The sequence below is a fragment of the Pseudomonas sp. GW822-FHT03F08 genome, assembly GCF_058801265.1.
The window spans coordinates 43571-65231 of record NZ_JBXANC010000002.1 but is presented as its reverse complement, the minus strand read 5'-3'; the positions used below and the strand labels follow the sequence as shown (position 1 = coordinate 65231).

Here is a 21661-nt window from a genome sequence, read left to right as displayed (position 1 = left end):
CGGGGCGTTGCTTCAGGGTTTCAGAAACGCTGGTAACCGTTTCTGGCCAACTGTTTCGGGTTGCCGGCGGCGTATTCGAGGACGCCCAGTTCGGTGTCGATGCCAATGGTCAGCAAGGTTTCCCAACGCTCGGTGGCCGGCATGCTCAGATCGGGGCGGAAGCAGATCGGTGCTTCCTCGCCGGCCGCGCCGCACATGGCATCGGCCCGAAGTATCAGGTCGCCCTCGGTCATGCCGCTCAGCAAGGCGTTCACATGGTCGATGCGGGCGTAGGTGGTCGAGGCGTCCGGCGTGCGTTCGCCAGCGCTCAGGCTCGGATCGAGGAAATGGTTGGTGTGGGTGATCCAGCCTTCGGCGTTCGGCAACACCACGGCTGTGGCGGCTGGCGACAGCTCGATGCTGGCGGCACGAAGGGTCGAGTCGGCGCGGGAGAACACCGTCAACACCGTGGACGCGCTGACCCGCGCCGAACGCGCCAGTTCGATGGCCTCATCGACGCTGCGCGCCTGCTCCAGAATCCGTCGCGCAATCGCATGCACCGGTACACCGGCGGCGCCGTTGTCGCTGGCATGGTGAAGAATGTTGAAGTGCAGCCCGAGCCCGGCACTGTTCACGCCGATCTTGCCGAGCATGCCGAATTCGGTGAACAGCTTGACGGTCATCCCGGCGTCGGTGGTGAGTTGCAGGATCAGGCCGTTGGGTACCAGCGTGTCGTGCCAGTCCCAGGTCTGAATCGTTTTTGGTGCCGCCGAGCCCTGGGGGGCGAAGACCGCCGTCGAGCATTCGCCTTCAGTCGATGGCATAACGGCAAGGATTTCGGTGCGGGCATTCAGGGCCGCAAGCTGCCACAGCGGCAGATCCGCGCCTTCGGCCATGGCGACGATTTCCTCGGCCAGTGCCGGGCTCCAGTCTTCCAGGGCTTTCAGGCTGGCGTCGCCGATGTCGCGTACTTGCTGCGACGGAATATCGAGTTGATCGAAAAAGTCGAGATACAGCGCAACGGTCTGGCGAATCTGCGCGCTGAAGGCGTCACCGATCTGGTGCCCACGGGTTTGCGGGTTATGGGTGTCTGTGACGAAGCAATGAAGGTTCACGAAAGGGTTTCCTTTTTTAGCGTTGTAATCGGAGTGCGGCTTACGGCTGGCGGCGATAGATTTCGCGGCCGGCGAAGAAAGTGTTGAGCACCTGGGTGTCGCGCAGGGCTTCGGGGGCGACCGTGAACACATCGCGGTCGAGCACGATCAGGTCGGCCTGCTTGCCGGGTTTGAGCGAGCCGATGCTGTCTTCAAGGCGCAGAACCTTGGCCGCATTCAGGGTGTAGGCCTGGAACATGGTCTGGCGGTCGATGTCTTCGGCGGCGTTGAGCACGCCTTTCGGGCCCTTGCGGCTGACGGCCTGGTAAATGGCTTTCCAAGGTTCCGGCGTGGTGATCGGCCAGTCGCTGGCACCGGCAATGGTGGCGCCCTGCTTGAGCAGCGAGCGCGCCGGATAGGTGTACATGAAGGCCATGGCGCTGACGTACGGCTTGACCAGATCCATGCTCGATTCATCGGCGCTGGCCCAGTACATCTGCATCGACGCGATGACGTTCAGCGCCTTGAAGCGGGCGAACTCTTTCGGGTTGACCATCTGCAAATGGGTGATCGAATGAGCGATGCCGCTCTGGCGATCCTTGCGCGCCTGCTCGATGCCGTTGAGTGATTCGCGCACCGCGCGGTCGCCGATGGCGTGGATGTGCACCAGCCAGCCACGGGCGTCGGCGGCGCTGACCAGCTCGCCAAAGTGCGCCGGGTCGATCAGCAACTCGCCGGACTTTTTCGAGTTCTTGTAAGGCTCCAGCATGGCTGCGCTTTGCGCGGGCGATTCGGCCACGCCGTCGGCGAACACCTTGATGCCCGGCAGCGTCAGGTTGTGCACGCCGAGGAACTGCTGGCGGACCTTGTCCAGCTCATCGAGGTCGGCGGGTGTGGCTTTCGAATCGGCCATCAGCAACGCGGCGACGTGGGCGGTGAGTTCGCCGTTTTCCGAAAGCGTCTTATAGGTTGGCAAGACGCCCAGCGAGTCGTTTTTCACATCGGCGCCGGGCAGTTCGTTGGCCAGCGGGTCCATCCACCCGGTGATGCCCAGACTCTTGTAGTAATCCAGCGCCGCACGACCGCCCGCCAGCAGCGCTTCATCGGTCGGCGGCGGCAACAGGGCCTGCACCGGGTAGAGCCCGGCATCCACCATAAAACCGTTCGGTTGTCCGTTTGGGTGATGACCGAGGGTGTCTTTCTCTTCGGGCTTGAGGGCCTGAATGCGCGCCGCATCGATGCCGGCACGTTTGAGCATCGCCCGATTCGCCCAACCGGTGTGCAGGTCCCAGCCCAGCAGCAACAGCGGCTGATCAGCCCACTCGCCCTGATTGAAACGCTGTTCCAGCGCGTCGGTCTGGCTCCAGTAGGTCGAGGGCAATCCACCGACGCTGAGAAACTCGCCGCGTCGGGCCTTGCCGTCCTCGCGCCATTGGCGCAACCGCGATTCCAGCTCATCGAGCGGCAGCATCTGCCCATCGAGATTGGCCTGAAGCAGCTGCAAGCCGCCCTTGATGGTGTGGGAGTGAGAGTCGATGAAACCGGGCATCACCACTTTGCCGCCCAGATCGATCAGGCGGGTGTCGGCGGTCTTGAGGCGCAGCACCTGCGCATCCGAACCGACCGCCACCACCTTGTCGCCCTCAATGGCTACAGCCTGCTGCAACGGCTGGCCGGGTTCGGCGGTGTAGATCTTCGCGTTGTGCAGGATCAGGTCGGTGGCCGCCAGACTTTCCAGCGAGGCACAAGCCAGTGCGGACGACACCATCAGGGTCAGAAGCTGCTTCATGAGCGTTCTCGTTATTTTTGTTAGGCTGAGGCCAGATTAGCCAAGCCCGCCGGATAACTGAATGCCGTCTCACGCACAACTTCTGTGCCCGCCAGGAATAGATCAATGGACAAAATGAGCGCCCTGACCATGTTCGTCGCCACCGCCGAACACGGTAATTTCAGCCGTGCCGCCGAGGTGCTCGGCAACACGCCGTCGGCCCTGACCAAGGCCGTGGCGCAACTGGAAGAGGAACTCGGCAGCCGCTTGTTCGACCGCACGACACGACGCATGGCACTGACCGAGGCCGGGCGGATCTATCTGGAAGGCGCGCGTCAGGCGCTGTTGCAACTGCAACTGGCGAGCGAAGGCGTCGAACAGCTCAAGCACGAATTGCGCGGCGAGTTGCGCATCATCGCCCCACCCTCCTTCGCACCGGCCTTTCTCAATCAGGTGTGCTGTCGCTTCCTGAACGAGCATCCGCAGGTGAATCTCGAAGTGGATCTGAGCGACAACTACGACGACCCGGTCGATGGCAGCTACGACCTGGCGCTGCGTGACGGGCCGATCGACCTGCCGGGGGTGATCGCTCAACCGCTGGTGGAAAACCGCGTACAGCTCTGCGCCAGCCCGGCCTATCTGGCGCGCAAGGGCAGCGATGTGTCACTGGACAACTATCACCAGCACGACTGGCTGATCTTCCGTCATCCGTTGCTCAACCGGCATTTCTGGTGGGTCAAGCAAGGCGAGCGACGCCTGCGCATGACCCAGCCGACACCGCGCATCGCCAGCGACAATTACGATTTCCTGCTGGCCTGCCTGCTCGACGGCCAGGGCCTGCAATTTCTCCCGCAGTGGAGCGCCGCGCCGTATCTCGCCCGGGGCGAACTGGTGGAATTGATGCCCGAATACTGGCGTGAGCCCAGCGCTTTCGGACCGTGGATCTACGTGCTGTATCAGGCCCATCGGCGCAATACACGCAAGGTGAAGGTGTTTATCGACTTCCTGAAGGCGCACTGGCAAACGCCGTAATCCGTTTGTGTCATGTCGCTGTCACTCTCGGTTGCTAACGTCCTCGCGCCTCTTTGCCCCGACTGCCAAGGTGACCCTCCCGGTGTACTCAAGCCCGACGCGCCAGACCATCATCCTCAGATCCGCCGATATGTCCTGCGACGACTTCGGCGCGTTGTTTTCCCGCATGTTCGGCAATCGTTATGGCGACACACCGCCACCGCCCAAGGACATCATCATCGGGGGCGTGTACGGCCGGCACGACGGGGTCAGTTTCCGGCGCATGCATTACCGGGGCGATTTCACCGTGGCGTTCCCCGAGCCCTACGATGAAATCACCTTTGTGATTCCCACTGCCGGCCGGATCATCTTCAACGACTCGGCCGAATCCCTGGGCCTGCCGCACATCGGGCTGGCCATCGACAAGGCGGACCTGCGCTCGATGCGTTTCGTCGACAATCACGCCCAGCACGGCATGTCGATCAGCCGCGCAGCGCTCACCGAACGCCTGTCCTCACTGCTGGGCCGACCGATCGTGCACAAGCTGCATTTCGAGCCGAGGGTGGATCTGAACAGCCCGGCGTTTCAGGGCATTCGCGCGCTGATCGATCTGGCCACCGGCACCGAGTTCGATCTGTTGTTGAACGCCGGTTCCTTGATGCCGTCGCGCCTGCGGGAAATGCTGGTGGACGCGGTGCTGGAAGCCTGGCCGCACAACTTCAGCGAAGCCTTGCGCCGCCCCGAGGCATCGATTGCACCTCGACATGTGAAGCAGGCCATCGAATACATTCAGGCGCATCCCGAGCAGCTGGTCAGCGGGACGGATCTGGCAGGACTGGTGAACGTCAGCCTGCGGGCCTTGCAGGAAGGCTTCCGGCGATTCGTCGGCACCTCGATTGTCGCGTATCAGCGCCAGGTCAGGCTGGAGCGGGCCTGCGAAGCGCTGAAGCACGGCCAATCGTCTTCGGTGACCGATGTGGCCCAGCAATACGGATTCAGCAACGTCGGCCGGTTCTGCCAGTATTTTCAGGATGCCTACGGCGTGAGCCCCGCAGAAATGCGAAAAGGACTGCGCTGAGGCAGTCCTTTTTCTTCACCTTCAGGTTGATCAGAACTGATAACTGGCCTTGAGCCCGCCGCTGAAGCCGCGGCTGTCGCCCCCACCGCTGGCACCGACTTCGGCCCCCAGGCTCAGTGCGCCGAGGTTGGCCATCAGGTTGACGCCGCCGCTGAACTGATCGCGGTTGTCGAACGCCGCGCGTTGTTCGATATCCAGCCCCAGCAGGTGCCCTTCGCTGTCGACCTGATGATCGCCGAGCACACGCTCATAACCGACCCGCACGCCCGGCACCAGTTGCCACGCGCCCATGGGCATCGGGGCAAACGAGACGTCGAGATTGGCCACGGCGCTGCGCCGGGTTTGCTGGATGTCGTCGACGTCGAGGGCCAGTTCGCTGCCCTTCTCCTGGAAGCCCGACAGATCCAGACGACTGACGCGCACGCCGAGGCTTGGCTCCAGAATCACAGTGTTCAGCGGCAGGCGATAACCCAGGGCCAGCGTCGCGCCGCTGAGGTTGCCGTGAGTGTCGCCCTTCGCTGAGCCGAGGCCGCCGCCGAGGTCGCGCTTGCTGTCGTAATCGACGTAACCGGCGCTGAGGTTGGCATCGGCAAACAAACCACGTTCCAGACTGGTGAAGCCATAACGGGCACCCAGATTGAGGAAGGTGAAGTCTGTATCAGACTCGCCGCCCGCCCCGCCGACGGTGCCCTTGCTATAACCGATCCCGCCGCGCGCGCTGAGTTGCTCGGAGAAGCGCTGGGTGACGCCGACCATCAGGCCCTGGCTGTGTTCATTGCTGCTTTGCGCATGGGCCGAACCGTCGGTGCCCAGGTAGCCAACAAGCGCGGTGCTCCACAACCGGTACTGGCCGATCTTCAGATCAGTGCCGCTGGCGAACGGTGCGGCGGCCTGCTCGATCATTGCGTTCTGACGCAGCAAGTAACTCGCCGCATCGGCGTGCACCTGACCACCGACGGTGGATTCGACGCCGCCAAGGGTGCCAGCGTCGATGGCCGATTGCAGGTAGTAGTTGTAGGCGCTATAGGTGCCCGAGAGCTTACTGTTCTGCAATTCCTGCAACAGCTGCGCACCGGCGGCGGCGTTGCCGATCAGCCCTGCCTGACCGGGCAGACTGTTGTACTCGACCATTTTTCCGCGCAGCACGTAAATGGTTTCCTGAGACAGACCCAACCCCTGTTTGAGGTAGTTGTCCATGCTGCCGTATTGCGCGGTCACCTGATCCAGGCCGGCTTGCAGGTAACTGGCCTCCACGCCCAGCAGCGGCGCGTAGATCGCGGCCATGCTCGGCGGCATCATCGCCAGGGTCTTGGCCACACGGGTGGCGGTGTAATCGTTGGTCGCCAGGTAGTTGCTCATGATCGTGGCGTTGTCGACCCCGGCGATGCTTTGCAGCACAGCGGCCGTCCAGCCGGTGCGGTCCTTGCCGGCGGTGCAATGGAACAGCGCGGCACCGTCGACGCCGGCCAGTTCGTTGAACAGCACATTGAGCTGACCGCGCATGCCGGCGTCGCTGACAAACGCACGGTTGGTCTCCTGCATCATCGCAACCGCATCGGCCGCGCTTTTGAACGAGACGGTGGTGATGTTCGCACCCGAGGTGGTGGCGCCGATGATGTCGATGTTCTGGTAGGTCGCGCCGCTGATCATCGTGTCCGGCGTGCCGGCGATTTCGCTGGGGGTGCGCAAGTCGTAAACGGCCTTGATGCCCAGACCGTTGAGGGTCGCCAGGTCCGACGCCGTCGGCGTCAGCGCGTTGGAGCGGTAGAACACACCGGCGCGCATCGTGCCGTCGTGGGTCGTTGAGTAGGCCGTGGTGATACCGGCGATATCGCGGAAGTTGTCGATGCCCTTCAGGCGCGGGGTATCAAGGTCGGCCGCGTGGGCGGCGGCGATGGACAGACTCAACACGGACAGCGAACACAGAAGACGTGGAAACACGATGCAGCCTCATTGGAAACCGGTTGGGCTGCCCACTATCTACAACGCAATGTGACTGAATATGGCAAATCTTCGAAAAGCGTAAATGGCGGCGCGATCTGTCCGGCGGGCGCGCGTTCTGTCCGCGACACGGACTAAATCCTCACCGTGCTTTGACGTTTTTTTTGCAAGACGCCACGTAAATTGCTCGCTTCGGCCATCCTGGGAACCGTCAATGAACGACGCAGACGAAGAAATCCTGACGCAAGCGGCGCACTGGTGCCTGCGCCTGCAAGACGAAACCTGCACGCCTGACGAGCGCCTGGAATTCCAGCACTGGATTCAGACCGACCCGCGCCACGCCTTCGAGTACGCGAAGATGCTCGAGGTCTGGGAGCTCAGCGATCAACTGCCGGACGAGCGCGACAAGTCGAAAAAGCGCAAGGCCACGACGCTGCCGTGCAGCTTCGAAGAGTTTCAACGCAACCTGGCGCAGCGCAACTGATGCGCCGCGATACGCCGGGGTTGTTGATCTGACGCAAAGCTACGACACACCCTGGCTCGCCCAGTCCCGCACGGCCTGAGCGAACAACCGCAGCGCGGTGGGCGGATGACGGTTAGACGGGTAATACAGACATAGCCCGGAATAATTCGGACTCCATTGCTCCAGCAAACGAACCAACCGCCCGGCCTGCATTGCCTCCGCCACCAGTGACTGCGGCACCCAGGCGATTCCCGCACCGGCCAGCGCGGCCTCGACCATCAGGTTGAGGTTGTCCATCGTCAACTGACCTTCCACATCCAGGCTGACGCTTTGTTCGCCCTGTTTGAATTCCCAGCGAAACAGACCACCACCGGTGAAGCGAAAGCGAATGCAGCGATGGGCCTTGAGATCCTGCGGCGCTTGTGGCGCCGGATGCTGTTGAAGGTAGTCCGACGAAGCCACGGCAGCGAAACACACGTCCGGCCCGAAGCGGATGGCGATCATGTCGCGTGGCACGTCATCGATCAGCCGGATGCCGGCATCAAAACCGTCGCCGACAATGTCTTGCAGCGCAGCGTCGGCCACGAACTCGATGTGGATGTTCGGATAGCGGGCAATGAACTCGGGAACCACGTGGCGAATCAGCGGCCGGATCGACGACTCCGACGCGCTGATGCGGATCGACCCTGAAGGGCTGATCCGGGCAGATGTAACCTCGTTGACCACGTTCGCCAGATCATTCATCAACGGCCGCACTCCGTTAAGCAACTGCTCCCCCGCCTCGGTCAGCGACACCGAGCGCGTCGTGCGGTTGAACAGGCGCATTTCCAGGCGCGCCTCCAGGTTGCGCATCGAATGGCTGAGCGCCGACGAAGACACTCCCAACACCCGCGCTGCGCCACTGAAACTGCGCTGTTCGGCAATGGCGATGAAGGCGGTAAGGCCCGGCAGATCTGCGCGCAACATTGATGAAAATCCCTCACTAAGGCATGCAGCCAACCCTATATTGTTGAGCAATCAGCAGCAATATAGAGTCGTTCACCTCGTCGGGAATCCGGCTCTCACGTGAGATGAACCCATGAACAACTCAGCGAAAGTGATCGTGGTGATCGGTGCAGGCGCCATCGGCCAGGCGATTGCCCGGCGCATCAGTGCCGGCAAGCATGTGGTGCTGGCCGATCTCAAGCAGGAAAACGCCGATGCAGCAGCAAAGGTCTTGCTCGATGCAGGTTTCGACGTGACCACCACCGTGGTGGACGTCGCCTCTCGCGCCTCGGTGCAAGCGCTGGTCCAGACCGCTACCGCCCTCGGTGACATCAGCGGGGTGATTCATGCGGCTGGGGTCTCGCCCTCGCAAGCGTCAGCCGCAACCATTTTGCGCGTCGACCTGTACGGCACGGCCGTCGTACTGGAGGAATTCGGCCATGTCATCGCTGCCGGCGGTTCGGCCATCGTGATTGCCTCGCAATCCGGTCACCGCTTGCCGGCACTGAGCGCTGAACAGAACAAGGCGCTGGCCACGACACCGACCGAGGAACTGCTGGCGTTGCCGATGCTGTCGGCCGAGCGCATCAGCGACCCGTTGCACGCCTATCAAGTCTCCAAACGCGGCAACTCGCTGCGGGTCATGGCAGAGGCCGTGCGTTGGGGTAAACGGGGTGCACGGGTCAATACGATCAGCCCGGGCATCATCTTCACGCCACTGGCCCGGGATGAGTTGAGCGGCCCGCGCGGTGAAGGCTACCGGCGCATGATCGAACGCAGCGCCGCCGGTCGTGGCGGCACACCGGATGAAGTGGCGGCAGTCGGCGCATTGCTCATGGGACCCGAGGGCACATTCATCACCGGCAGCGACTTCCTCATGGATGGTGGTGTCACGGCGGCCTACTGGTATGGGGATCTGGCGCCGGACTAAATCACGCTTCATCCTTTATTCGGGGTTAGAATCCGCCCGGTTCGGCTAACAGTTTAAGGATGACCCCGGCATGTCCACCCTCGACACCTCCCTGCAAGACACCGCCGCCCCCGACGGCGTCTGCTTCGGCTGCGGCAGCAGCAACCCGCACGGCTTGCACATCAAGAGTTTCTGGCACGAGGACGGCGTGCACGTCATGGCCGAACACATCCCGGAAGCCAAATACTGCGGCTGGCCGGAGCTGGTCTACGGCGGCCTGATCGCGATGCTGGTGGACTGCCACTCCAACTGGACCGCAATGGCTTACCACTACCGCGCGGAAAATCGCGAAGCCGAAAGCCTGCCGCGCATCAACTGCGTCACCGGCAACCTCGGCATCAAGTTCATCAAGCCGACGCCGATGGGCGTGCCGCTGACGCTGAAGGCCCGAGTAGAAGGCGAAGTCGGACGCAAGAGCCGGGTGATCTGCGAGGTCTACGCCGGGGAGGTGCTGACGGCGGTGGGTGATTCGGTGTTTGTTCGGGTGGATACCGAACAACTGGCGGCGGCCGCTCATGGGCGCAATGAAGACCAATGAGTAGCCGAGCAAAAAACATGGCGCTGATTGTCGTCATCAGCCTGATGGTGGTTGGCGGCCTGAATTGGCTGATGAACGAATCCTGGCTGATCGCCACGCAAGCAAGCGGCGAAGATGCTTTCTCGTATCTGATAATCGAGATTTTGCAGGCGGTGGCCATCCACTCGGTGGCAGTGGCATTCATCCCGCTGCTGTTGGCGTTCTTTAGACAGACACTCGCCAGTTATGTCGTGCTGATACTGATGCTGTCGCTCTACATGCTGCTCATTACCGGCCTCAATGCGGTCGGCCCGGCCGTGGCCGGACTCATGATCGCAGCGGTGGCTTACGCGGTGTTCACAAAATCGGTCAACCTGATCCGGTACTTTCGCGCGAAGTGACCCGATTCAGCGTTCGGGGCTGCTGGTGGAAATCAAATGCATGGCCGTGCGCAGGCGCGCTATACCTGTGTAGTGCTTTTCACCACCAGCGCGAGGCGTGAACCATGGACTTGACCCTCTATTACCACCCGTTGTCGTCCTACTGCCACAAGGTACTGATCGCCCTTTACGAACACGGCACCGCATTCGACAAGCGTGTCATCGACCTGTCCAGCGAAGCCGAGCGCGCTGAGCTGCGGGCTCTGTGGCCGCTGGTCAAATTCCCGGTGCTGCATGATCGTGCCCGCCAGCGCAGCGTGCCGGAGTCGAGCGTGATCATCGAGTATCTGGATCACTACCATGCCGGCGCTGGCCGGCTGATCCCCGACGACTGGGACACCGCCCTGCAAGTGCGCCTGTGGGACCGGTTTTTCGACAACTATGTGATGACGCCGATGTCGCAGATTGTCGCCGACCGCATCCACGACCGACACGGCGACCTGACCAGCCAGCGCACCCTGCTGAACACCGCGTACGGCATGCTCGAACGTCAGTTGGCGACCCGTCAGTGGATCGCCAGCCCGGACTTCAGCATGGCCGATTGCTCCGCGAGCCCGGCCCTGTTTTACGCCAGCACGCTGGTACCGTTCCCCGGCGACCATGGCCACTTGAATGCCTATTTCGAGCGACTGGTTCAGCGCCCCGCCTTCAAACAGGTGCTCGAAGAAGCCAAACCGTGGTTTGACTTCTATCCCTTTGCCGAGGCGATTCCCCCACGGTTTCGCTGAACGCGACCCTTACGCCGGCTGGTGACTGGTCACGCAGTGAATCCCGCCACCACCGGCCGCGATGGCGTCGATGTTGATCTGCACCACGTCGCGGTTCGGGTAGAGCTGCTTGAGCAGGTCGAAGGCCTTCTTGTCGGCGTCCTTGTCGCCGAACTCCGGGGCGATGACCGCGCCGTTGATGACGAAGTAGTTGATGTAACCGGCCGCGAAGTCGTCGTTGTTCTTGTTGAACTTGGTCTTGCGCGGTTTCAGCGGTGGCGAAACGGTGTGGATCTGCAGCGGGCGACCGTCGGCGTCGGTGGCCTTTTTCAGGATCTCCAAGTGCGCCAGCGTGACCTTGTTGTCGTAGGACTTCGGGTCGGTGTCGAGGTTGGCGATCACCACGCCGGGCTTGACGAAGCGTGCGTAGAAATCGACGTGGGCATCGGTGATGTCCTTGTCCTTGATGCCCGGCAGCCAGATGATTTTGCGCAGGCCCAGGCGTGCCTTCAGTTCCGCCTCGACATCAGCCTTGCTCCAGCCGGGGTTGCGGTTGCTGTTGACCCAGCAGCTTTCGGTCATGATCCCGGTGCCGTGGCCATCGACCTCAATGCCGCCGCCCTCGCCCACCAGTTCGCTGCGGATGTAGGTCGCTTGTGCGTCTTGCGCCACTCGTTGGGCGATTTTCGCGTCTTTCGAGTGCTGCTGCTTGTTGCCCCAGCCGCTGAAGTTGAAGTCCACCGCGCCGAGGCCGCTTTTATCATCGATGACGAAGTTGGCGCTGATGTCACGCATCCAGATGTCGTCGAGGTTAGCGATCTGGTAGGTGATGTTGGAGGTGCCGCAAATCTCTTCGGCCAGGCTGCGTTCGCCGCTGCGGCAGTAAATGGTCAGCGGCTCGTAGCGGGCGATGGCGCGGGCGATCCGGCCCAGCGCTTCCTGGACGTCTTCGGTGAAATCTTCCCAGATCGCGTCCTGCGCGCCGAAGGCCATGTAGGCGCGTTCGTGTTTGTCGCCCTCGTCGGGCATGAACCAGCGACCTTCGCTGGCCGCCAGCACCCGCGCCGGGGACAGGCCGAGGCCCATGACGGCAGCGCCTACGCCGGCGGCGACTGAAACCTGTTTGATGAACTCGCGACGAGTCGGCATGTGTACGTTCCTGATGTGTAAGGGGGCCGCCGAGGCGGCCCGGAAAAATCACTTTGCAGTGGCGGTCTTGAACTTGGTCCAGGTGCGCATGCGGGCACGCATGTCAGCCTGCGGAATGTCCTTGCCCGGTATCAGACGAGCATAGGTCGCTTCGTCGAGGTAGATGTCCGGGTTATTGCGCATCGCCTCATCCACGTTTGGCCGGGCCTTGGCGTTGGAGGTCGGGTAACCGGTGAAATTGCTGATCGCGGCCATGTTCTCCGGGCGCATCACGAAGTTGATGAACGCGTAGGCGTACTCCGGGTGTTTGGCATCGACCGGAATGGCCATGGTGTCCATCCACACCGTGGTGCCCTCGCGGGGAACGCGGTACTGGAAGCGGGTCTGTTTGCCGGCACTGTCCGAGGTGCGCTGGGCCTGGGTCATGTCACCGCTGTAGCCGAGGGACAGGCACAGGTTGCCGTTGACCAGATCGGTGACCGGTTGCGACTGGAACTTGCGGATGTGCGGCCGCAGCTTCATCAGCAAGTCACTGGCCGCCGCCAGATCCGCAGGTTTGGCGCTGCGCGGGTCGCGGCCCAGATAATTGAGCACCACGGCCAGCACTTCGTCCGGCGAGTCGATCATCGAAATCCCGCAATCGGCAAACTTGGCGGCCAGTTCCGGTTTGAACAGCATGTCGAGGCTGTTGACCGGGGCGTCGGCCATGCGCTGCTTGATCTGCTCGGCGTTGTAGGTCAGGCCGATGGTGCCCCAGGTGTACGGCACCGTGGCCTTGTTCGAATGCTCGTAATGACTGCGCAGCTTTTGCAGGCCCGGCTCGATGTCGTTCATCGCCGTGATCTTCGAAGGATCCAGCGGTAACAGGCTGCCGGCACGCATCAGCCGCTCGGCCACTGTGTCGCCGGGGAAGATCAGGTCATAGCCGCTGCCACCGGAGAGCATCTTCGCTTCCAGGGTTTCGCTGCCGTCCATCACGTCGTAGATCACCTTGATCCCGGTTTCGGCGGTGAACTTTGTCAGCGTGTCTTCGGCGAAATAATCCGCCCAGTTGTACAGCCGCAATGTCTTGTCTTCGGCGTGCACGGCCGGCATCAAACCGGCCAGCGCCAGGCCCAGAGCGCCCAGCAACCACTTGTGTGAAGTAGGCATATCAGACTCCTTGAGGATTCCAGCGGGCGTGAAGGTGACGGCCGTCCTGGCTCAACAAGGCGCCGTACATTTCCGGGCGACGGTCGCGGTAAATGCCCCAGCTCAGGCGCTCTTCGCGCATGGCCGACAGATCGAGGCTTTGCACCAATACGCCGGTGCTGGCGCGGTCGGCCTCGGCGAGCATTTTTCCCTTGTGGTTGCAGATGAACGACGAGCCGTAGAAATTCATTTGCAGCGCCGCATCGGTGCCCGCCACTTCACGGCCAACGCGGTTGGATGCGATCACCGGCAGCAAGTTGGCAGCAGCGTGGCCACGCATGGTCATCTGCCAGTGGTCGCGCGAATCCAGATCCGCGCAGCCCGGCTCAGAACCGATGGCGGTCGGAAACAGCAGCACTTCGGCACCCATCAAGGCCAGGCAGCGAGCGGTCTCCGGGAACCACTGATCCCAGCAGATACCAACGCCCAGACGACCGAACGCGGTGTCCCAGACCTTGAAACCGGTGTCGCCGGGGCTGAAGTATTCCTTCTCCTGATAGCCGATGGCGTTGGGGATGTGGGTCTTGCGGTACACACCCAGCAAACGCCCGTCGGCATCCGCCACGCTCAGGGAATTGAAGTAGGCATTGCCGGCCTTCTCGTACCAGCTCAGCGGCAGCACCACACCGAGTTCACGGGCCAGCGCGGCGAAGCGCGACAGCACCTGACTGTCGCGGAACTCCTCGGCCAGCGCCATATGGTGGTGGCTCTGCTCGATGCAGAAATACGGCGTGGCGAACAACTCCTGCAACAGGATCACTTGTGCGCCCTGTGCGGCCGCTTCACGCACCAACTGCTCGGCGCGATCGAGGTTACTTTTCAGATCCCAGGTGCACGGCATCTGGGTAGTAGCGACTTTCAGCATCGTCATCGTTCAACCCTCCACCGGCCAGGCTGGCTGTTGCTGGGTGATGCAATGCACACCGCCGCCACCGTGGGCCAGATGATTGATCTGCACCGGCACCACTTCACGTCCCGGGAACGCCTTGGCCAGCGTTTCTGCCGCGACATGGTCGGCCTCGATGCCGTACGCCGGCATGATGATCGCGCCGTTGGCGATGTAGAAGTTGGTGTACGAGGCGCAGAACACTTCGGCTTCGGTGTCCACCGCATCGGTGGCTTCATACAGTTCGATCAGCTCGAATTTGCGGCCCTGGGCGTCGGTGGCCAGTTCCAGTGCGCGACGGTTTTCCCGCACCACTTCGGCGTACACCGAGCTGCGATCATGGGTGGCGTCCACCAGCAACACACCAGGGCGAGCGAAGGCACAGACGCCATCGACGTGGCCGTCAGTCATGTCGCCGGTGACGTAATCCGGATCGCCCGGCAGCCAGATGGTTTTCTTCACGCCGAGCAGACGGCTGAAGATCTCTTCCATCTCGGCTTTGCTAACGCCGGGGTTGCGGTTGGGGTTGAGCAGCACCGATTCGGTGGTGATCAACGTGCCCTCGCCGTCCACGTGGATCGCGCCGCCCTCGTTGCTCAGCGCCGTGCCGAAGCACTCGCCGCCCAGGTGATTGAGCACGCGACGGGCCAGGCTTTCGTCCAGGTCGTGAGCCGACTTGCCGCCCCACGCGTTGAAGCGCCAGCTCACCCCGGCCAGACCTTGCTCCGGATGAACCACGAAGCTTGGGCCGGAGTCGCGGCACCAGCTGTCGTTGACTGCCAGCGGGATCAGTTCGATGTTCGGCCCACACAAGGCTTTGGCGCTGGCGATGGCCGACGGATCGACGACCATTTTCACTGGCTCGAACCGGGCGATAGCATTGGCGACCCGGGCGAAATCTTCCTGCACCAACGGCAAGGTCACGCGCCAGCCCGACTCCCACAGGGCCTGATTGTGTGGCCAAACCATCCAGGTCGCCGCGTGCGTCACCCACTCTGCCGGCATCATCCAACCGCTGTTGTTGTTTTTGTTCTGCTGCATGGTAAAAAGCCCTTTGAGTTAAGCCATTGTGTTCAATGAAAACAGCCTTGGCGGCGTTGACGTGCATGCTAATGGCGGCCTTACGGGCAAACAAACGATGGATTTAGCGGAAAACTGATTAGAGGAACTTATCGATCATGCTGAAACACTGGCCACCCCTCAGCTCGTTGCGCGGCTTCGAAGCGGCCGCAAGGCTGGGCAGTTTCCACAAGGCCGCTGAAGAACTGAGCCTCACGCAGTCGGCCATCAGCCAGCAGATTCGCAGCCTTGAGGCGTACCTGGAGCAGCCGCTGTTTTTCCGCAGCGGACGCAGCGTCAGCCTGACCGACGCCGGCCACGATCTGCTGAGCACCACTCAGGCGATGCTGCAGCAACTGTCAGTAGGGATTCGGCGGCTGGGGCAATACCAGAAACCCAATCAACTGGTGCTCAACACCACGCCGGCGTTCGCGCGGCACTGGTTGTTGCCACGGCTGGGGGATTTCCGCCGTCAGCACCCGAATGTGGACCTGTGGATTTTCAGCACCGACGAAGTGCCGGAGATGGCGACCCAGACCATCGATCTGGCGGTGCGCGACGACATCAGCTCCCAGGCCGAATGCAGCTTCAAAGTGCTGCACGCGGATCGACTCTATCCGGCGTGTCATCCAAGTCTGCTGGCGGTTCCGCCTGCACAGCGCACCACCCTGCACGGCGAGCGGGAAATGGACTGGAGCCATTGGGCGGTGGAATCCGGGATCGACGTCGGCCAGCAGGATCAGGGCCTGAACTTCTCCGATCCGGGTCTGTTGCTGGACGCAGCGTGCGGCGGGCTCGGCATCGCGCTGGTCAGCCAGTTGCTCAGCCGCAAGGCCCGGGCCGACGGGCTGTTGCAGCCCTTGGTGGACGACACCATTCGCGGCCCGAACTGGGCGCTGCTGACCCACCGCGACAGCGAGAGCGATCCGATGGCGCGCAGTTTTACCGAGTGGTTGCTGGCGAACCTGAGCGATCCATGACCGGTGCGTGGCGGGCCATTACCTCGGCGATCCAATCGATGAACACCCGCAGCTTGCGGCTGATGTGGCGGTTCGGCGGGTAGGCGACATAGAGCGGCATCGGATCGAGGCGCCAGTCTTCGAACAGCGGCACCAGATTACCGCTCGCCTCGTGAGCCTTGGACATGTACTTGGGCAACCACAACACGCCCAGCCCCGCGAGGCCCGCCGACAGGTAGGCATTGCCGTCATCGACGGCCAGCACATGGCGGCCCTTGATCTGCAGATCTTCGTGTTCGTTGTGCAGGGCATAAGGCACGGGTTTGCCGGTGCGCGCCCAGAGGAAACCGACTACCCGATGATGGCTGTCTTCCAGTTCTCGGGGATGCGCCGGGGTGCCGGCACGGGCCAGATAGCTCGGCGCGGCATACACGCCAAGTTGAAGATCCGCCACTTTCCGGGCCATCAGTGACTGATCCCGCAACTCGCCCCCGCGCACCACGCAATCGACGTTTTCATCGATGATGTCGACGATCCGGTCGCTGACGCCCATGTCGATCTGGATCTCCGGATAGCGCGCGCAAAACTCGGGCAGCGCCGGCACCAGAATCAGATTGGCCAAGGGGCTCGGCACATCGACCCGCAAGCGACCCTTGGGCTGGGCTGACGCGCCGGGAAGGCTGGTTTCGGCATCGTCCATATCGGCCAGCAACTTGATCACCCGCTCGTAATAAGCCGCGCCGTCCGCCGTGGCGTTGACCTTGCGCGTGGTGCGGTTGAGCAACTTGACCCGCAGGCGTGCCTCCAGCTGCTGCACCAGATGGGTCACGGTGGTCTTGCTCATGTGCAGGGTCTCGGCGGCTTTGGTGAAACTCCCCGCCTCCACCACACGGGCGAAGGCTTGCATCGCGTCAAAACGGTCCATATCCAACCTCTAATAGCGGCTCGATTGTTTGGGATTTACAAACAGTGATCACCAAGGTTGCGCGTTTATCGCGCCGAGGCAAGTCCCTAGAGTTTCTCCATCGCAGGTTTTCAACCCATTGAAGGAGACACTCCATGACCAACACCCAGCCAAAACGCGATGTGGTTTTCCCGCCCGGACGCCATGCCCTCTACGAGCGCAACCGCTATTCGCCGGCCGTACGCTCCAACGGTTTTCTGTTTGTCTCCGGCCAGGTCGGCAGTCTTGAGGACGGCTCGCCCGAGCCAGATCTGAAACAACAGGTGCGCCTGGCCTTCACCAACCTGAATGCGATTCTCGGCGCGGCCGGCGGCAGCTTTGATGACGTGGTGGACGTGACCGTGTTCATGGTCGACCCGCAATCGACCTTCGAAACCATCTGGGAAGTGGTGCCCGAGTTCTGGGGCGAAGCGCCGCATCCGACCATCACGGCGGTCGGTGTGACGTGGCTGTATGGCTTTCAGTTCGAGATCAAGGTAATCGCCAGGCTCCCGGAATGACCTGATATCGCGTCGATTTGCAGCACGAGCCGACAGTCTTCAGACTGTCGGCCCGCCTTCCTTTTGCGATCCATCGCCATGCCCGACACCTTGTTGAAGCCCAGCCTGCCCGGCATCGCCCTGCGCCGCTGGCGCGTGCTGCACCGTGTCAAGCAGAGCCATGCCGCCGAGTTGTTCAAGGTCACCCAGTCGACGATTTCCCGCTGGGAAAGCGGCATGCAGGCAATGGACCCGGAGGCGCACAGGCAACTCGAGACTTTGCTCGCAGCACGACTCGACAGCGCGGCCGATCAGGCCCTCGCACGACTGGTTACGGACAGTGCACGCCCGGTTCACCTGGTCTGCGATCTGACCCATCGCCTGCTGGCCTGCTCCCCGGCCCGCGCCGCGCAGTTCAGCAGTCCGCTGAGCGATCTGCTGGGGCAATCGCTGTGGCGCTTTGCGACGGCGCAAATCCAGCACAAGGAGTCCTTGCTGGATGACGCTGGCTGGCGAGAAGTCCAGGCGCCGCCGGCACTGGAATTCGTCACCGGCCGCAATGACTCAACCCTCGTTCCCATCCGCGAAAGCCTGTGCCGCTGGACGCGGATCGCGCTTTCCGACGGCACCGCCGCACGGCTGGTGGAGACGCTGTAGGCCGCGTGCCGCATATTTTATGCGTGGACGATGATCGAGGTCGGGCCTAGGCTTTGAGCCCTGTTCTCTCTATCCCGGCCACTGTATGGACCTCGAAAAAATCAAGGGACGCCTCGACTTTCTGCGCGAAGCAGAACGGCTCAAGGACGTCCTCAGAAGCGCTCACACCTCTTCCGGTCGTAACGAAAGCACCGCCGAACACAGCTGGCGTCTGTGCCTGATGGTGATCGTGTTCGCCGACGACCTGTCCGGGCTCGACCTGCTGAAAGTCCTGAAAATGTGCGTCATCCACGACCTCGGCGAAGCCATCAACGGTGATATCCCGGCGGTCAACAAAGCCGACTTCCCCGACAAGGGCGAACAGGAGCGCAACGACTTGCTGCTGCTCACCCGTTCCCTGGACGACGCGCTGAGAAACGAAATCCTCGCGCTCTGGGACGACTACGAAAACGCCAGTTCCCCCGAAGCCAAAGCCGTGAAGGCCCTCGACAAGCTGGAAACACTTTTACAACACACTCAAGGAAAGAATCCGCCAGACTTCGACTATGGCTTCAACCTGGCCTACGGCAAGCAATACACCAACGCCGATCCGCTGTTCGAAACCCTTCGAGCCCTGATCGACCGGGATACCCGAGAACGCATGAATACAAATATCACCCTCCGCAACGAACGCCCCGAAGACATCGACGCCATCGCCCGAATCACCGAGGCCGCGTTCCAGCACGAAGAACACTCCAGCCACACCGAACAATTCATCGTCAACGCCTTGCGCCGCGCCGGTCAGCTCAGCGTTTCGCTGGTGGCCGTCGAGAACGACACGGTGGTCGGCCATGTCGCCATTTCACCTGTGACGATTTCCTCCGGAACACAGGACTGGTACGGCCTGGGCCCGATCTCCGTGTGCCCGACCCGCCAGCAGCAAGGCATCGGCTCGGCGCTGATGAAAGCCTCGCTGGCGGAGTTGCAGCGCATTGGCGGGGTTGGTTGCGTGGTGCTTGGCGATCCGGGCTACTACGGCCGCTTCGGCTTCAAGGCCCATGCAGGTCTGGAGTTGCCGGGGATTCCGGCAGAGTATTTTCAGGCGTTGGCGTTTGGCGGTGAGTTGCCGGTCGGTGTCGTGAAGTATCACGAGGCTTTCGACGCGACCGCGTAACGGTTCGCTGCCGTTCAAAGCGGCAGCGAGCAACTCGAATTGCTCACAATCCGTGTTCAACGACTTCACCAAAGCGCTCTTGATGCCATTTCGGCGATCAATATTCTGTCAGTAGCCGTTTTTTGCCCCTGACAGAAAAGAGCCCACGCCATGCCCAGCCCGAGAACCCTGTACCAGAAACACATCGACAGTCACACGGTCTGCACCCTCGACGATCAGGGCCACGTGCTGCTTTACATCGACCGCCAGGTCGCCAACGAATACACCAGCCCGCAAGCTTTCAGCGGTTTGCGCGACGCAGGACGCAAGGTCTGGCGCCCGGCTGCCACGCTGGCGGTGGTCGATCATGTGAACCCCACCGCGCCGACCCGCACCGCGACCATGCCCGACGCGGGCGGTGCGCGGCAGGTGTCGTATTTCGAAGAGAACTGCCGTGACTTCGGCATCGAACTGTTCGATGTGCTGGACAAGCGCCAAGGCATCGAACACGTCGTGGCGCCGGAACAGGGTTTCATTCTGCCCGGCATGGTGGTCGCGGCCGGTGACAGCCACACCACCACTTACGGCGCACTGGGTGCGTTCGGTTTTGGCATCGGCACCTCGGAAATCGAACACCTGCTGGCGACGCAAACCCTGGTCTACAAACGCCTGAAAACCCTGCGGGTGACGGTCAATGGCGAGCTCGGTGCGGGCGTCACGTCGAAAGACATCATCATGGCCCTGATCGAAAAGATCGGCGCTTCAGGGGCCACCGGTTATGCGATCGAATTCACTGGCCCGGCGATCAGCGACCTGAGCGTCGAAGCGCGCATGACCATCTGCAACATGGCCGTGGAGGCTGGCGCCCGTGGTGCGTTCATGGCGCCGGACGACAAGGTCTTCGCCTATCTGCAACTCAAGCCGCGCACGCCCAAAGGGGAAATCTGGGAACAGGCCGTCGAGCGCTGGAAAACCCTGCACAGCGATCATGGCGCGGTGTTCGATCGTGAAGTCAGCCTCGATGTCGCCGCGCTGGAACCGATGGTCACCTGGGGCACCAGCCCGGATCAGGCCGCCCCGATTGGCGGACGAGTGCCGGATCCGGCCGGCCAGCCCGACCCGATTCTGCGTCAGGGTCTGCAACGCGCCCTCGATTACATGGGCCTGACACCCGGCACGCCGCTGAACGAAGTGGTGATCAGCCACGCCTTCATCGGCTCCTGCACCAATGCGCGGATCGAAGATTTGCGTGACGTGGCCCGCGTGGTGCGCGGCAAGCGAGTCGCGGCTCACGTGCGGGCGATGATCGTGCCCGGCTCGACGCGGGTACGCGATCAGGCCGAAGACGAAGGGCTGGCGCAGATCTTTCTCGATGCCGGTTTCGAGTGGCGGCAATCAGGCTGCTCGATGTGCCTGGCGATGAACGACGACGTACTGGCAACCGGTAATCGCTGCGCATCGAGCACCAACCGCAACTTCGAAGGCCGCCAAGGCGCCGGTGCGCGCACGCACCTGATGAGCCCGGCGATGGTCGCGGCAGCCGCCATCACCGGACATTTGACTGACGTTCGCGCCTTCGCGCCGGGAGTTTGAGCCATGCAACCTTTCACCATCATCAGCGGCAGTGCCGCGCCGTTCCTGGCTGCCAACATCGACACCGATGTGATCATGCCCAAGCAGTTCCTCAAGGGCATTGATCGTCAGGGGCTGGATCGAGGGCTGTTTTTCGATCTGCGCTTTCTCGCCTCGGGTGAGCCTGATCCCGAGTTCGTGCTCAATCAGCCCACCTGGCAGGAAGCGGCTTTTCTGGTGACCGGCCCGAATTTCGGCTGCGGTTCCAGCCGTGAACACGCGGTGTGGGGCTTGAAGCAGGTCGGGATCCGGGCGCTGATCGGCACCACGTTTGCCGGGATTTTCTATGACAACTGTCAGCGCAACGGCGTGCTGGCGATTCAACTCGATGCAGAGCAGTTCAAACAGGTCGCCGACGTCATCAGCGTTCCGGCGACCGCGCACATCCGCGTGAACCTGCCCGAGCAAACCATCGAATTGGCGGACGGAAAACTGATCGCTTTCGAGATTGATGAGCTGCGCAAACAGTCACTGTTGCTGGGGCTGGACGCCATCGGCACGACGCTGCAACGCACCGAGCAGATTCGCGCTTTTGAAGCGCGGCATCTCGCGGAAAATCCCTGGTTGGGCTGAAAACAAAAAACCGGGCGGTTCACTGAAC

Annotated in this window: 22 protein-coding genes and 1 pseudogene; 14 read left to right on the top strand and 9 right to left on the bottom strand. The window is 62.2% G+C overall.

The window, feature by feature from the left end; translation table 11 throughout:
* Positions 1-20 precede the first annotated feature (20 nt).
* Both AC1RME_RS04090 and AC1RME_RS04085 read right to left on the bottom strand, forming a co-directional pair.
* Positions 21-1094, bottom strand: coding sequence for a C45 family autoproteolytic acyltransferase/hydrolase (locus AC1RME_RS04090; RefSeq protein ID WP_493090549.1), 1074 nt, complete (start codon positions 1092-1094; stop codon positions 21-23).
* A gap of 40 nt (positions 1095-1134) precedes the next feature.
* Complete coding sequence (locus AC1RME_RS04085) at positions 1135-2862, bottom strand: amidohydrolase (RefSeq protein WP_493090547.1); 1728 nt, start codon at positions 2860-2862, stop codon at positions 1135-1137.
* A 105-nt stretch (positions 2863-2967) separates the two neighbouring features.
* On the opposite strand from AC1RME_RS04085, the gene AC1RME_RS04080 reads away from it, so the two are divergent.
* Complete coding sequence (locus AC1RME_RS04080; RefSeq protein ID WP_102621654.1) at positions 2968-3873, top strand: LysR family transcriptional regulator; 906 nt, start codon at positions 2968-2970, stop codon at positions 3871-3873.
* 82 nt (positions 3874-3955) lie between these two features.
* Complete coding sequence (locus AC1RME_RS04075) at positions 3956-4930, top strand: helix-turn-helix transcriptional regulator (protein WP_493090545.1); 975 nt, start codon at positions 3956-3958, stop codon at positions 4928-4930.
* 30 nt (positions 4931-4960) lie between these two features.
* Here AC1RME_RS04075 and AC1RME_RS04070 read toward each other — a convergent pair whose 3' ends face one another.
* Positions 4961-6871, bottom strand: a complete 1911-nt coding sequence (locus tag AC1RME_RS04070) for a tyrosine-protein phosphatase (RefSeq protein WP_493090543.1) — start codon at positions 6869-6871, stop codon at positions 4961-4963.
* Positions 6872-7085: 214 nt separating this feature from the next.
* Here AC1RME_RS04070 and AC1RME_RS04065 point away from each other — a divergent pair, with 214 nt between their 5' ends.
* Positions 7086-7355, top strand: coding sequence for a FecR/PupR family sigma factor regulator (locus AC1RME_RS04065; RefSeq protein ID WP_096821666.1), 270 nt, complete (start codon positions 7086-7088; stop codon positions 7353-7355).
* A gap of 39 nt (positions 7356-7394) precedes the next feature.
* On the opposite strand, the gene AC1RME_RS04060 is transcribed toward AC1RME_RS04065, so the two are convergent.
* Positions 7395-8300 (bottom strand): LysR family transcriptional regulator, encoded by a 906-nt coding sequence (locus AC1RME_RS04060; protein ID WP_493090541.1) that lies wholly within the window; start codon positions 8298-8300, stop codon positions 7395-7397.
* Between the two features lie 112 nt (positions 8301-8412).
* On the opposite strand from AC1RME_RS04060, the gene AC1RME_RS04055 reads away from it, so the two are divergent.
* The 4 genes from AC1RME_RS04055 (at position 8413) to AC1RME_RS04040 (ending at position 10973) form a co-directional block, all read left to right on the top strand.
* Positions 8413-9249, top strand: coding sequence for an SDR family oxidoreductase (locus tag AC1RME_RS04055; RefSeq protein ID WP_096821664.1), 837 nt, complete (start codon positions 8413-8415; stop codon positions 9247-9249).
* Between the two features lie 70 nt (positions 9250-9319).
* The gene (locus AC1RME_RS04050) at positions 9320-9826 is read left to right on the top strand and encodes a PaaI family thioesterase (protein WP_096821663.1); all 507 of its coding nucleotides are present in this window, start codon (positions 9320-9322) and stop codon (positions 9824-9826) included.
* A 17-nt stretch (positions 9827-9843) separates the two neighbouring features.
* The gene (locus AC1RME_RS04045; protein WP_493073615.1) at positions 9844-10206 is read left to right on the top strand and encodes a hypothetical protein; all 363 of its coding nucleotides are present in this window, start codon (positions 9844-9846) and stop codon (positions 10204-10206) included.
* Positions 10207-10310: 104 nt separating this feature from the next.
* Positions 10311-10973 carry a glutathione S-transferase family protein gene (locus tag AC1RME_RS04040; RefSeq protein ID WP_493064647.1) on the top strand — a complete coding sequence of 221 codons (663 nt, stop codon included), beginning with the start codon at positions 10311-10313 and terminating at the stop codon, positions 10971-10973.
* A 9-nt stretch (positions 10974-10982) separates the two neighbouring features.
* Here AC1RME_RS04040 and AC1RME_RS04035 read toward each other — a convergent pair whose 3' ends face one another.
* From AC1RME_RS04035 to AC1RME_RS04020, 4 genes are read right to left on the bottom strand one after another with little or no spacing between them, the layout of a single operon-like run.
* Positions 10983-12101: an agmatine deiminase family protein gene (locus AC1RME_RS04035; protein ID WP_096821660.1), complete on the bottom strand. Its 1119-nt coding sequence runs from the start codon at positions 12099-12101 to the stop codon at positions 10983-10985.
* A gap of 48 nt (positions 12102-12149) precedes the next feature.
* Complete coding sequence (locus tag AC1RME_RS04030) at positions 12150-13253, bottom strand: extracellular solute-binding protein (RefSeq protein WP_493090538.1); 1104 nt, start codon at positions 13251-13253, stop codon at positions 12150-12152.
* 1 nt (position 13254) lies between these two features.
* Positions 13255-14163, bottom strand: a complete 909-nt coding sequence (gene aguB, locus AC1RME_RS04025; protein WP_493090536.1) for an N-carbamoylputrescine amidase — start codon at positions 14161-14163, stop codon at positions 13255-13257.
* 3 nt (positions 14164-14166) lie between these two features.
* Entirely contained in the window at positions 14167-15219 is a 1053-nt protein-coding gene (locus AC1RME_RS04020) for an agmatine deiminase family protein (protein ID WP_096821657.1), read from the bottom strand.
* A 137-nt stretch (positions 15220-15356) separates the two neighbouring features.
* Here AC1RME_RS04020 and AC1RME_RS04015 point away from each other — a divergent pair, with 137 nt between their 5' ends.
* Entirely contained in the window at positions 15357-16217 is an 861-nt protein-coding gene (locus AC1RME_RS04015; RefSeq protein ID WP_096821656.1) for a LysR substrate-binding domain-containing protein, read from the top strand.
* Here the strand turns inward: AC1RME_RS04015 and AC1RME_RS04010 are convergent.
* Positions 16180-17121 (bottom strand): LysR family transcriptional regulator, encoded by a 942-nt coding sequence (locus tag AC1RME_RS04010; RefSeq protein ID WP_096821655.1) that lies wholly within the window; start codon positions 17119-17121, stop codon positions 16180-16182. The two genes, AC1RME_RS04015 and AC1RME_RS04010, sit on opposite strands and share 38 nt — an antisense overlap.
* A 134-nt stretch (positions 17122-17255) precedes the next feature.
* Between AC1RME_RS04010 and AC1RME_RS04005 the strand changes: the two genes are divergently transcribed.
* From AC1RME_RS04005 to leuD, 6 genes and pseudogenes are all read left to right on the top strand, one after another.
* Positions 17256-17660 carry a RidA family protein gene (locus AC1RME_RS04005; RefSeq protein ID WP_096821654.1) on the top strand — a complete coding sequence of 135 codons (405 nt, stop codon included), beginning with the start codon at positions 17256-17258 and terminating at the stop codon, positions 17658-17660.
* A 78-nt stretch (positions 17661-17738) separates the two neighbouring features.
* Entirely contained in the window at positions 17739-18296 is a 558-nt protein-coding gene (locus AC1RME_RS04000; protein ID WP_493090533.1) for a helix-turn-helix domain-containing protein, read from the top strand.
* A gap of 85 nt (positions 18297-18381) precedes the next feature.
* Positions 18382-18939, top strand: a pseudogene (locus AC1RME_RS03995) (HD domain-containing protein); the annotation flags it as partial.
* Positions 18937-19449: a GNAT family N-acetyltransferase gene (locus AC1RME_RS03990; protein WP_244142481.1), complete on the top strand. Its 513-nt coding sequence runs from the start codon at positions 18937-18939 to the stop codon at positions 19447-19449. The pseudogene AC1RME_RS03995 and the gene AC1RME_RS03990, both read left to right, overlap by 3 nt.
* Before the next feature lie 150 nt (positions 19450-19599).
* Complete coding sequence (leuC, locus tag AC1RME_RS03985; RefSeq protein ID WP_493090531.1) at positions 19600-21021, top strand: 3-isopropylmalate dehydratase large subunit; 1422 nt, start codon at positions 19600-19602, stop codon at positions 21019-21021.
* Positions 21022-21024: 3 nt separating this feature from the next.
* Entirely contained in the window at positions 21025-21633 is a 609-nt protein-coding gene (leuD, locus tag AC1RME_RS03980; RefSeq protein ID WP_493090529.1) for a 3-isopropylmalate dehydratase small subunit, read from the top strand.
* The last annotated feature ends 28 nt before the right edge of the window (positions 21634-21661 follow it).

Coding starts and splice junctions, on each gene's coding strand:
- AC1RME_RS04085 (WP_493090547.1), bottom strand. CDS start 2,862: ATGAAGCAGCTTCTGACCCTGATGGTGTCGTCCGCACTGGCTTGTGCC.
- AC1RME_RS04080 (WP_102621654.1), top strand. CDS start 2,968: ATGGACAAAATGAGCGCCCTGACCATGTTCGTCGCCACCGCCGAACAC.
- AC1RME_RS04065 (WP_096821666.1), top strand. CDS start 7,086: ATGAACGACGCAGACGAAGAAATCCTGACGCAAGCGGCGCACTGGTGC.
- AC1RME_RS04060 (WP_493090541.1), bottom strand. CDS start 8,300: ATGTTGCGCGCAGATCTGCCGGGCCTTACCGCCTTCATCGCCATTGCC.
- AC1RME_RS04055 (WP_096821664.1), top strand. CDS start 8,413: ATGAACAACTCAGCGAAAGTGATCGTGGTGATCGGTGCAGGCGCCATC.
- AC1RME_RS04050 (WP_096821663.1), top strand. CDS start 9,320: ATGTCCACCCTCGACACCTCCCTGCAAGACACCGCCGCCCCCGACGGC.
- AC1RME_RS04045 (WP_493073615.1), top strand. CDS start 9,844: ATGGCGCTGATTGTCGTCATCAGCCTGATGGTGGTTGGCGGCCTGAAT.
- AC1RME_RS04040 (WP_493064647.1), top strand. CDS start 10,311: ATGGACTTGACCCTCTATTACCACCCGTTGTCGTCCTACTGCCACAAG.
- AC1RME_RS04035 (WP_096821660.1), bottom strand. CDS start 12,101: ATGCCGACTCGTCGCGAGTTCATCAAACAGGTTTCAGTCGCCGCCGGC.
- AC1RME_RS04030 (WP_493090538.1), bottom strand. CDS start 13,253: ATGCCTACTTCACACAAGTGGTTGCTGGGCGCTCTGGGCCTGGCGCTG.
- aguB (WP_493090536.1), bottom strand. CDS start 14,163: ATGACGATGCTGAAAGTCGCTACTACCCAGATGCCGTGCACCTGGGAT.
- AC1RME_RS04020 (WP_096821657.1), bottom strand. CDS start 15,219: ATGCAGCAGAACAAAAACAACAACAGCGGTTGGATGATGCCGGCAGAG.
- AC1RME_RS04015 (WP_096821656.1), top strand. CDS start 15,357: ATGCTGAAACACTGGCCACCCCTCAGCTCGTTGCGCGGCTTCGAAGCG.
- AC1RME_RS04010 (WP_096821655.1), bottom strand. CDS start 17,121: ATGGACCGTTTTGACGCGATGCAAGCCTTCGCCCGTGTGGTGGAGGCG.
- AC1RME_RS04005 (WP_096821654.1), top strand. CDS start 17,256: ATGACCAACACCCAGCCAAAACGCGATGTGGTTTTCCCGCCCGGACGC.
- AC1RME_RS04000 (WP_493090533.1), top strand. CDS start 17,739: ATGCCCGACACCTTGTTGAAGCCCAGCCTGCCCGGCATCGCCCTGCGC.
- AC1RME_RS03990 (WP_244142481.1), top strand. CDS start 18,937: ATGAATACAAATATCACCCTCCGCAACGAACGCCCCGAAGACATCGAC.
- leuC (WP_493090531.1), top strand. CDS start 19,600: ATGCCCAGCCCGAGAACCCTGTACCAGAAACACATCGACAGTCACACG.
- leuD (WP_493090529.1), top strand. CDS start 21,025: ATGCAACCTTTCACCATCATCAGCGGCAGTGCCGCGCCGTTCCTGGCT.